The 11,654-nt window shown below is 40.3% G+C and carries 7 protein-coding genes; 2 read left to right on the top strand and 5 right to left on the bottom strand.

The window, feature by feature from the left end:
- Nucleotides 1-317: 317 nt before the first annotated feature.
- The 3 genes from ACEW8O_RS12605 to ACEW8O_RS12595 are packed head-to-tail and all read right to left on the bottom strand — an operon-like array spanning nucleotide 318 to nucleotide 4,985.
- Nucleotides 318-1,370 (bottom strand): 2-oxoacid:ferredoxin oxidoreductase subunit beta, encoded by a 1,053-nt coding sequence (locus ACEW8O_RS12605; RefSeq protein WP_373494982.1) that lies wholly within the window; start codon nucleotides 1,368-1,370, stop codon nucleotides 318-320.
- Nucleotides 1,345-3,183, bottom strand: coding sequence for a 2-oxoacid:acceptor oxidoreductase subunit alpha (locus ACEW8O_RS12600; protein WP_373494981.1), 1,839 nt, complete (start codon nucleotides 3,181-3,183; stop codon nucleotides 1,345-1,347). The genes ACEW8O_RS12605 and ACEW8O_RS12600 overlap by 26 nt, the downstream gene beginning before the upstream one ends.
- Nucleotides 3,180-4,985, bottom strand: coding sequence for an FAD-dependent oxidoreductase (locus ACEW8O_RS12595; protein WP_373494980.1), 1,806 nt, complete (start codon nucleotides 4,983-4,985; stop codon nucleotides 3,180-3,182). The genes ACEW8O_RS12600 and ACEW8O_RS12595 overlap by 4 nt, the downstream gene beginning before the upstream one ends.
- A gap of 233 nt (nucleotides 4,986-5,218) precedes the next feature.
- Between ACEW8O_RS12595 and ACEW8O_RS12590 the strand changes: the two genes are divergently transcribed.
- Nucleotides 5,219-7,450: a carotenoid oxygenase family protein gene (locus tag ACEW8O_RS12590; protein ID WP_373494979.1), complete on the top strand. Its 2,232-nt coding sequence runs from the start codon at nucleotides 5,219-5,221 to the stop codon at nucleotides 7,448-7,450.
- 5 nt (nucleotides 7,451-7,455) lie between these two features.
- On the top strand, nucleotides 7,456-8,730 hold the full coding sequence (locus ACEW8O_RS12585; protein ID WP_373494978.1) for an adenylate/guanylate cyclase domain-containing protein: 1,275 nt from the start codon (nucleotides 7,456-7,458) through the stop codon (nucleotides 8,728-8,730).
- Nucleotides 8,731-8,846: 116 nt separating this feature from the next.
- On the opposite strand, the gene ACEW8O_RS12580 is transcribed toward ACEW8O_RS12585, so the two are convergent.
- Together ACEW8O_RS12580 and ACEW8O_RS12575 are read right to left on the bottom strand one after the other, a co-directional pair.
- Nucleotides 8,847-9,947 (bottom strand): DegT/DnrJ/EryC1/StrS family aminotransferase, encoded by a 1,101-nt coding sequence (locus tag ACEW8O_RS12580; protein WP_373494977.1) that lies wholly within the window; start codon nucleotides 9,945-9,947, stop codon nucleotides 8,847-8,849.
- Entirely contained in the window at nucleotides 9,922-11,214 is a 1,293-nt protein-coding gene (locus ACEW8O_RS12575) for a glycosyltransferase family 4 protein (protein ID WP_373494976.1), read from the bottom strand. Before ACEW8O_RS12575 ends, ACEW8O_RS12580 begins: the two co-directional genes overlap by 26 nt.
- Nucleotides 11,215-11,654 lie beyond the last annotated feature (440 nt).

Here is an 11,654-nt window from a genome sequence, read left to right as displayed (position 1 = left end):
GCTTTTGGCTGCAATAACAAACCTGCAAAAGAAACAGTAAAAGAGACTACAATTGAAGTCAAATCTGAAAAAGAAGCAGATACTCAAATTAAAATCAGTTCTGACGGCGGCTCGGTAAAAACCAAAAAGCTGGAAGTTGAGATCAAAAAAGATTAAAACCTAAAAAAAGCCGGATCTAGAATCCGGTTTTTTTTTGCCTATAAACTCACTTTTACATTCTGAATAGAACGCTGATGACGCTGATATTGCAGATATTCACAGATAAATAAATCAGTGTCACCTACGTTATCTTCGAACCAATGATAGATTTCTGATTTTTACCGAAATCCCGAATTAATTCCTTCCAAAATTTCCTCTCCCGGACATAGATCTTTTTCTGTCAATTTATTTAACGGTGTTTTGCAGGTATTCAAAGTTCCGTGAAGGTCATTCCATTCTGTATTGACATAAAGTAGTCCTGTGAGGATTTCATTTTTCAATCTCGCCTGTTGTAGGGCATTAACTACAGAAAGCCTATCCTCAGGATTCCAATCTGTTGCCAGTTTATTGAGTTGAATGATAGACCCATCATGCAAAGCCACTTTGGTTGATTTACCTTGGTCATATTTGGTAGTAATGGCAGGCATTTCCGGTACAAAATCCAAAGTGGAAGTTGCCTCAATATGCTGTCTGACATAATCGTAGGACTTGGTAGATCCAGCATTATTGTTAAAGGTGACGCAAGGAGAAATGACATTTATAAATGCAAATCCCTTGTGGTGCATAGCTGCTTTGATGATGGGTACCAACTGCTGTTTGTCTCCGCTAAAGCTCTGGGCAACAAACGGTGCCCCCAATTCAATCGCCAGACTTGCCAGATCGATGGCCTGAAAAGGATTGATGGAGCCTGCTTTGCTTTTGGAACCTTGGTCAGCAGTGGCAGAATCCTGGCCTTTGGTCAGTCCATAACAGCCGTTGTTCATGACAATATAAACCATGTTCAGGTTTCTTCGGATGACATGGACAAATTGCCCCATACCAATCGATGCTGAATCACCATCACCGGAAACCCCAAAATACACCATGTCTTTATTGGACATACTTGCTCCCGTCGCTACTGAAGGCATCCTACCATGGACCGAGTTAAAGCCATGTGAATTGCCCAAAAAGTAGGATGGGGTCTTAGAGGAACATCCGATTCCGGAAATCTTGGCCACTTTATGTGGTTCTACGGACATTTCAAAACATGCCTGTACAATGGCTGCGCTGATGCTGTCATGACCACAGCCGGCGCAAAGTGTGGACAAAGGACCCTCATATTCCTTGATGGTATATCCGATTTTATTTTTTGGAAGCTTAGGGTGTCTAAACTGTGGTTTTAGATAACTCATGATTTAGGTTTTTAAATTGTTGGAGGTGATTAGTAATCTGGTTTTTGATGGCATCTGCAGTGATCGGCATACCGTCATAATTCAAAACAGGTATCAGTTTGGCAGGATTGGTTTCCATCTCTATCATCATCATGCTGCGCATCTGCGCATCCCTGTTTTGCTCAATGACAAAAACAAGTTCATGGGAGTGGACAAATTCCAACACCTCAGCTCCAAAAGGGAACGCTTTGATCCGAATGGCATCCACTTCAATGCCTTTTTCCTGAAGTAATTCTTTAGCTTCTTCTGAAGAAAAAGTAGAAGTTCCAAAAAACAAAATTCCATAAGGACTTTGATATTTCTTTTGATAAAGCTGTGCAGAAGGAACGATTTTCTTGGCAGTTTCCCATTTGACCATCAGTCTGTCCATATTTCTTTTGTATGCAGCACCATCTTCTGTGTAAGCAGCATATTCATCACGGGAAGTGCCCCTGGTGAAAAAAGCTCCTTTAGTCGGGTGTGTTCCGGGGTAAGTTCTGAATGGAATACCATCACCGTCAACGTCCAAGTATCTTCCAAACCTGCCAACATGCTCCAATTCTTCGGCATTTAATACTTTGCCCCGGTCATATTTCCTTTTATCATTCCATTCAAATGGGTCACTGATATGGTCATTCATACCCAAATCCAAGTCGGTCATCACCATGATGGGGGTTTGCAGCCTCTCTGCCAGATCAAAACTTTTCGCTGTCATTTCAAAACATTCTTTTGGAGTGCTGGGTAAAAGCAACACATGTTTGGTATCTCCATGGGATGCGTAAGCTGCAAGCATCAGGTCAGGTTGCTGTGTTCTTGTAGGCATCCCCGTACTTGGACCTGCACGCTGCACATCCACCAATACAGCCGGGACTTCTGCGAAATAGGCCAATCCTAAGAATTCATTCATCAATGATACCCCAGGACCGCTTGTGGCGGTAAATGCACGGGCACCATTCCAATTGGCCCCAATGACCATTCCCATGGCTGCCAGTTCATCTTCTGCTTGGACAATGGCAAATCTTTTCTCCCCGGTTTCAGGGTCAATCCTATATTCTTCACAATATTTTTCAAAGGCTTCTGCCACTGAGGTGGAAGGCGTAATGGGGTACCAGGCCATAACCGTGGCCCCACCATAAACAGCACCCAAACCGCAAGCGGTGTTCCCATCCACGAGAATTTTACCTTTCACGAGATTTTTTCTTTCAAGTCTAAATGGTAATGGAAAGTCAAAATTTGACTCAACGAATTCCATTCCCAACTTTAGAGCTATATGATTGGCTTCAATGAGTGAAGCTTTTCCTTCAAACTGCTCCCCAATCAGCTTTTCTACTTCAACGATATCCAAGTTGATCAATTTGGCCAAAGCCCCTACATAGATGATGTTTTTTAGGAGTTGCCTTTTCCTGGGATCTGAAAAAGCCTGATTTGACATCTCCATCATGGGGATACCCAAATAATGGATATCTTCCCTGATATAAGGGTCGGGGAGCTTTTTGGTACTGTCATACATAAAATATCCCCCCGGCTTGACATTTTTGACATCCTGGGCCATACTCTGGGGATTGACAGATACCATCAGGTCAATGCCTTCCCTTCTTCCCAAATATCCTTTTTCACTTACCCGCACCTCATACCAAGTGGGTAAGCCTTGGATATTGGAAGGGAAGATGTTTTTGGGTGTAACAGGGATTCCCATTCTGAAGATAGCTTTTGCAAAAAGATAGTTGGCACTGGCCGAACCGGTTCCGTTTACATTGGCGAAGCGGACTATAAAATCATTGATGGATTGACTCATTTTTCAATTTGGGGAAAAGCGGTTGACATTTGATTGGCTTTGGTGACAGAATAAAAAAACTTTTGCATATCCCAAGCTGAGGTAGGACATCTTTCGGCGCAAAGTCCGCAATGAAGGCAGACATCCTCATCTTTGACCATCACCCTTCCTGTTTTCAGATCGGAGGATACCAAAAGATCCTGCTCCAGGTTTTCAGCAGGCACCAAAAGTTTTTGTCTCAGTTCAGGTTCTTCGGCATTGGTGGTAAAGGTAATGCAGGAGGTTGGGCAGACATCCATACAGGCATCGCATTCAATACAGCGATCTTCTTTGAATACCGTCTGTACATCACAGTTGAGACATCTTTGGGTTTCCCGATAGGCTGTGGCAATTTCGAATCCCAGTTCAACCTCTTTTTTCCTGTCTTTTAAGGTTATGGATTTTTTGGCCTGAGGAACAATGTACCTTTGGTCAATGGCCACACTGCTGTCATAACTCCACTCATGAATGCCCATTTTTTGACTGATAAGGTTGGTGTAGGGAGAAGGTCTATCATATAGACTCTCACCATCACAAAAAAGATGTATGGAAACCGCTGCCTGATGCCCATGGGCTACCGCGGTAATCACATTCTTGGGGCCAAAGGCTGAATCACCTCCAAAGAATACCTTTGGGTTGGTTGATTGGAAAGTCACTTCATCGACTACAGGCATATCCCATTTATCAAACTGCAATCCCAGATCCCTTTCGATCCAGGGAAAACTGTTTTCCTGACCAATGGCAATCAATACCTCATCTGCTTCGATAAAGACATCATCCTCTCCGGTCGGAAGCAATTGCCTTTTGCCATTCTCATCATAGACAGCTTTTACTTTCTGGAATTTCATTCCTGTAAGTTTACCGTTCTCATGCTCAAAACTTAAAGGGACATGATTATCGATGATTTCTATATCTTCATGAATTGCATCTTCTTTTTCCCAGGGAGATGCTTTCATTTCATCAAAAGGACTCCTTACAACCACTTTGACATTCTTGCCACCGAGCCTTCTCGATGTTCTACAACAATCCATGGCAGTATTGCCACCGCCCAAAACGATCACTTTTTTGTTGATGGACTTGGTATGTTCAAAAGCTACATTTGCCAGCCATTCTATACCGATGTGAATGTGGGCATCTGCTTCCTTTCTTCCGGGAAGCTTTGGAAGGTCTCGGCCTCTTGGAGCTCCGGTTCCTACAAATACTGCATCATAGTCCTGATTTAAGACTTCTTTGAGACTTTTTACATAAGTCAAAAACTGCGTATGGATCCCCAAGTCCAAAATATAATTGACTTCTTCATTGAGGACTGTTTCAGGAAGTCTAAAGGAAGGTATCTGACTCCGCATCATTCCGCCACCGGCTATCTGTTCATCAAAAAGATGAATCTCATATCCCAAAGGCGCCAAATCTCTGGCAACCGTCAATGATGCCGGACCGCCACCGACCAAAGCGATTTTCTTTCCATTTGGGGGAAAGGGGCCTTGGGGCATATGTTGTTTTACATCCCCTTTATTATCGGCAGCAACTCTTTTCAGTCTACAGATTGCTACAGGTTCCTCTTCGACCCTAACTCTACGGCAGGCAGGTTCACAGGGACGGTCACAAGTCCTTCCCAATACTCCGGGGAAAACATTTGATTCCCAATTGATCATGTAGGCCTCTGTGAATTTTTGGGCAGCTATCAGCCGGATATATTCAGGGACAGGGGTGTGGGCAGGACAAGCGTATTGACAATCAACTACTTTATGGTAGTACTCGGGGTTTTTGGTATCTGTGGGTTTCATGTTTGACGGAATTCTATTGGCATGGAATATTAAATTCCAAAATAAATGATTTTTAAATGTACTAAATTTCAGAATTTTTAATAAACCACAGAAAGAAATAATTAAATTTAATCCGGTGTCGCTCTTTTTCGAGGTTGGATTTTTAAAAACCGAAAAGAAGGTACAGGGTAAAACCTGTTTTTGAATTATATATTGAAAGTATAGTTGATAAAAATTTTTATAGACAAAAAATTATGGCAAGGGCATTTTCTACAGCTTCCACATCAGAAATTGATGTGGAGTTAACGGTGATTGAAGGTAGAATACCAACTGATATGTATGGGTATGTTTTTATCAATTCAGCTTGTGGGACAGTCAATTCCAAAGGATTGCCTTATCAGGAAAATCTACCTGAAGGTGGTTTTAATGAAGAATTTGGAAGTCCTCTTATCAACGGAGATGGTGTAGTTATCCGTTTTGATTTGAATGAAAGTGAAAAAGTCAAGGTGAGTACAGGTCTGATGAAAACTCCCTGTTACTATGCGGATGTTGCCACTTCATCTCCTGATTCCACTTACGGAAAGAACTTCAAATTTAGGAACATCGGTTTGGGAAGGAGGTCCTTGAGATTAGGGACAAGAAACCAACTGAGTACTGCGGTAATGCCTATCCGCTTCAAATCCGAGGGTAAAACCAGGTTGCTTGCCACATTTGATGCAGGCAGGCCTTATGAGTTTGATCCCAAGACATTCAAACTGATTACTCCAATTGGTAAAAACAAAGTCTGGCGATCATTTCTGCCGTTTTTTATGAATACACCTTTTAAAACTGTAATGAGTACAGCACATCCTGTTTTTGACCCGGATACGGAGGAGCTTTTCACCGTGAATTTTGGAAAAAGTAAAAAAGAAGCTTGGATGGACAAGCTCCTTTTTGAATTTTATGTCCGAAATGAAGGCCGCCTGCGGGAATTTTTATCAAAGCTATCCGAAAGATCTAAACTCGATGCCAAAGGCCAGGAACTAAGAGTAGCCCAGGCCAAAATAATTAATGAAATCGATAATTTTGTTTTTTCCGAACACCTTCGACGTCTTCCTTTTGTTCCAAAAATCCTTGCCAGAATCAGGGAGTTATTCAATAAATTGAGCGGAAAAGTATTGCTGAGCAATAATTCGGTTTTTTTGATGAAATGGGCCGGTCAAAAAACAATGGAGGAATGGGAAGTCCTGGATGAAAATGGAAAAGCCATTAACCTTGCCCATAATATGCATCAGATTGGATTCAGCAAAAACTACATCATATTGTGCGATACCAATTTCAAATTCACATTTGATACCATGCTGAATTTCCCTTTTCAGAATGATCCGAAAATCGGACCAATGATCAGGAAAATTATGTGTCAGCCTATGAATGAAAACAGCATGCTTTATTTGATAAAGAGATCGGATTTGTCTGACTCGAATAACAAAAAAGTAAAAGCCAAATCCATATCATTGATACATGAGACTGTACACTTTTCAGTGGATTATGATGATTCTGATGATGTCGTCACTTTACATAGCGCTCATAATTGCTGTGCCTGTGTTGCGGATTGGTTGAGAAGTTATGATACACTCGCCACCGATCCGGACAAAAAAATTAAAAATGATAAATTGGGATTGATTGCAGTAGGAGAGATGGATATCGGTAGGATCGGAAGGTTGAAAATAGATGCAGCAAATGGTAAACTTATTGAAAACCAATCAGATTTTAAATTTTTTGATGGTCTGGAAAATGGTAATATCACTAAAGCCCACACATGGGGAATCGGTTTATATACCCATAGAGACATGTTGAGCCATGAAACAAATACTCCAAAGATCACCCATATATTTTGGCAAAGCTATGGACTTAAAGAAGACCACCTTTCAAAATTTATTTTTGATATGTATTCTGATAGTACAAGACCACAAAAACAATTCAAATCTGTTGATATGTTGAATTTGACCAAAAAAGGTGCGCCACCTGTCCTGCAATGCGTCAATACCCAAACTATGGAATCGGAGGAATTTTATGCATTCGGCAAGGAACAATATATGTGGACCCTGCAGTTTGTGCCAAGAAAAAATGCAACCCATAACGTACCCTCAGGTAAAGATGGATATATTCTCACAACGGTCATCAATGGTGATCCCAATGATAATTTTACTGAATTAGATTATAAACCCGAGGTTTGGATTTTTGATGCGAATGATCTGAAAAATGGCCCCAAGGTCAAATTGAAACACCCGGATTTCTCATTTGGATTTACAATCCATTCTGTCTGGGTAGAACATGCGGATGAAGTCAGTAGTCCTGACTATGCCATTAATATCAGAGAGGATTATCCATTAAAGCATTCGAAAATTTTTGGAGTAATCCCTTTTCCAGATATGTTGAAGTCAAAACGCGATAAAAAAATAGCCAAACTCTTTGAAAAAGAGATTTATCAAAAATTTGATAGTTAATTAGAATGATGCTCAGAGAATCGTTTCCTTCATTTATAAAAAAGTATATTTTTGATTCCTTGGATAATGAAAAATCCAAGGAATGGAAAGAGGAGTATATCAGGCTGGGAAAGATATATGCCAAATGGGCTTCAATTTTTGTGGTTTTCGGAGCTCCTCTAATCATGTTTTCAGAAATTGAATTTTTGACCAATTCTTATCGATTGTGGTTTTGGTTTCGTTTGGGTCCAAGCATTTTGACTGCTGTGGCCTTGATCTTCTTTTTTATTTTTAAAAACAAAGTCACTTTCATACATGAATACCTTTTTTGTTTTGTTGCTTATCTACTTTACATTAATTCTGGATTTTGGGCAGATTGTCAGGAAGGATATAACACCTTTTTATTTGGACAGTTGTGTGTATTGGTGCCTACAGCATTGATTACGCTCTTAAGACCTTTTCTTTATTTTATTAATTTTGTCCTGCATTCGGTGATTATCCTGTTAGTTTTTCAATTTACCTGTCATCAGGATTTTACTGTCCTGCTCACTTCTTTTCAATACTTTATATTTCTCATTTTAGCGTTTTCTTCCTACCTGTTTGCCATTTACCGGTACTATCTGATCAGAAAAAATTTAATCTTTCATCTAATCCTCAAAGAAGCCTTGGATGATGTGGAGGAGAAGAGAATGAAATCAGATGAACTTTTGCTTAATATTTTGCCTGCAGAAATCGCTCAGGAGCTAAAAGCCAAAGGTAGTTCTATGGCAAGGCAATATGATGAGGTAACTATTATGTTTATTGACTTTGTAAACTTTACGGGTATAAGTGAAAAACTTTCCCCTAAGGAACTTGTCAGGAATATCCATGAAAGTTTTACAGCATTTGATAAAATCATTGAAAAATATGACATAGAAAAAATCAAGACCATAGGAGATGCCTATCTAGCCGTTTCAGGATTACCTAGAGAAAACAAGCGTCACGCCTATAATATTACCCTTGCGGCATTGGAAATCCGGGATTATATGGCAAATTCCAAAAATGAATTTCAGATCAGGATAGGCATTAATTCGGGCACCGTGGTAGCGGGAATTGTCGGTGTTAAAAAATTTGCTTATGACATTTGGGGTGACGCTGTCAATATTGCTGCACGAATGGAACAAAATTCGGAGGTTGGGAAAATCAACGTCAGCAAAAAGACCTATTTACTGATAAAAGAAGATTTTAATTTTGAACATAGGGGTGAAATTGCTGCAAAAAACAAAGGCAATATTGATATGTATTATGTGGATTACAAGTAATTTGCAGTGTTCAATGTTCAGTAGGCAGTGTTCAGTGTTCAGTAGACTTTTTTGAAGTTTGTAGAAAGCAGTCTCAGTTGGCAGTTTTTCTTAGTACACAGTGTGCAGTCGCTAATTTATGCTTTTTCAAAAAATCTTTTGATTTCGTAGCTGATGGATAAAACATCCTCATCATTCATCCAGGGATTCAGGGGAAGTGATAATACTTGCATTGATAATTTTTCAGCAATCGGATATTCCTTCCCATCTTGATAAGGAAGCATCTTTGGGAGGATGGTGGGATAATGAATAGCAGTGCCGATACCTTTGCTTTTCAGATACGTCTTGAGTTTATCCCGTTTTCCTGTTTTTATTACAAATAAATGCGCATTATGATTGGGCCTAAGTATATCCAAAGGCAGTGACAGGTCACCAACATCTATAAGGTTTTCCAGATAGATGGAGGATAGTAATTTCCTCTTTTTTTGCCATGCTTGGAAGTAATCCATTTTCACATTCATAAAGCCGGCCTGAAGGCTGTCTATCCTGGCATTTCTACCAATACTTAAGTGCTTATCCCGGGCCGCCTGACCATGGTTGATCATTTGCTTCAATCGAATTTGAATACTTTCATCTTTTGTCACCAGAGCACCTGCTTCACCCAATGCGCCAAGATTTTTGGTGGGATAAAAGCTAAAACAACCTACGTCTCCCCAAGTTCCCGCGCTGATACCGTTTTGAAATGCTCCAAAAGCCTGTGCTGCATCTTCTATGATAAGGATGATTTTTGGTCTTGACCATTCCAATAATTTCTCCATGTCCACCATCTTTCCATATAAGTGAACAGGAATTATTGCTTTGGTCTTTTGGGTAAAAAGAGCATCCAATTTCCCCAAATCAATTAATCCATTATGATCTGTGTCAGCAAAAATCGGTCTTGCTCCCATGATAAATACAGCCTCTGCTGTTGAAACCCACGTTAGAGCAGGTACAATGACCTCATCACCTGGCCCGATGCCCAATGTCCTTAATGCCAATTCCAATGCATCAGTCCCATTGGAACAGGCAATGGCAAAAGGAACTTTTAAAAAATCACGGAGATTGGATTCAAATTGGGATATTTCTTCCCCACCTGAAAAAATACCTTTTTCCAGCATCTGAGAAAATTTTTCCTTGAGTGCATTCTTCAGATCCGGAGGAATCTGACTTAAATCAAGAAAGGGGATCGGTTTGTTCATCTAATAGTTTGGCAAGTTGTTGGCTCAGGTTTTTTCTGGAATATTGATTTACTTTTTCAGAAACCTTGAATTCTGATTGGGGATTAAAGTTAATCAGGAAATCTTTTATTCCGGCCTTGTCGGTGTGGGCGATTACTTTTCCGCCCTGACAGGAAGAAAGAATTTCAGAAGAATCCCCTTCGGGATCTCCAAGTGCCAAAATTGGTCTGCCGGTAGAAAGATATTCAAATAGTTTGCCCGGTATGTTTCCTTTGGCATTTTTGGTGTCCGTCAGGATAAGAAGTAACAAGTGGGCATTTTGGTAGTAATCGAACACCTTTTCATGGGAGACATATCCTTCTAATTTTACGTTTTCCCTTAGCCAGGAATCTTGAAATAAATGATTTACGACGGCCTCTGAAACATTCCCAACAAATCGCAGGATTGCTTTTTTGTTTGATTCTTGAAAAACTTCCTTGAAAGCTTGGATGAAAGGTATCGGATTCCTGATGGCATCAATCACGCCGGTGTAGAGAATTTCTATTGTGTCCTGGCTTGAAACTGAGAATTTCCAATCTACGGGTAAGTCTGATGAATCGTAGCCATTGGTCAAGAGTTGTACCTTTCTTTGGCAGAGGATTTCAAAATCTTTTTGAAACGTGGGACTGATGGTTGTGGTGATGTCAGCGAAGTTTAAAACGTCCCTTTCCAATTTTTTATGCTTTTTTTTGACCCAATCCAACATTGGTAAAGTATCCAGAAATTCCCATTTTGACCAAGGATCTCTAAAGTCTGCCAACCAGGGAACTCCCGTTTTTTTCTTAAGTCCCAACCCAATTAGATGGAGACTGTGTGGAGGTCCAGTGGTAATAATGGCATTAAATTGTCCCTGTTCTATAAGATCTTTTAAAAAATCAACGGAAGGCCTTACCCAAAAAATCCGTGGATCAGGAATCAGTACATTGGCCCTCAACCAGATAGCAGACTGATCGGTGAATGATTTTTTCTTTTTCTCCAAAACTTTCGAAGTGTCAGTTAACTTTTCCTTTTTAAGCTTTCGAAAAATGCCATAGGGCTCCCAGATAGGGAATTTAATCACTTCCAATTGAGGATTGATCTCATTTAAGAGGCTTTCATCTTTAAGGTCAAAATCAGGGTTACTAGGAGTGAAGATTATAGGTTCCCATCCAAATTCAGGTAAATACTTCGCAAACTTCAGCCATCGCTGAACCCCCGAACCCGCCGAAGGCGGCCAGTAGTAGGTGATGATAAGGACTTTTTTGGTCATGTGGGAGTGGTGTTTGATTGTTTCGTTTTTGGCACTTCGAGTAATAAAAATTGACCTTTACAGAAAGGGAAATGACATCAGGTTACCCGGCATCCCGAGATTACAACATTTTGAAAATGTTCAGAATAGGTAATGACATCAAGTTGCCCGTCATCCCGAGTCCCCAACATTTTGTAAATGTTCAGAAAAGGTAATGACATCAAATCGGGCTGCAGACCTCTCCTGACGTCGAGGTGACAAGGCAAAGTCATTTACAAGATTTGAATGCTATTCATAGTTCTAAACCATCAATTTCAAAATCTGTCATTGGTAGTTTTTAAAATTTGGCATTTACAGAAAGGAAATGACGTATTAAATTTGCGGGAACTCTGTGCAGTATGGCCGATCTGAGTATAGTGCACTTGCCTGTATGGTAGTATGGTTCCGTGAGTGATAGACAG

It is taken from the genome of Aquiflexum sp. (assembly GCF_041749095.1).
Taxonomy (GTDB): domain Bacteria; phylum Bacteroidota; class Bacteroidia; order Cytophagales; family Cyclobacteriaceae; genus Aquiflexum.
Note: the sequence above shows the minus strand (reverse complement) of the source record. Positions and strands in the feature narration are given on the sequence as shown.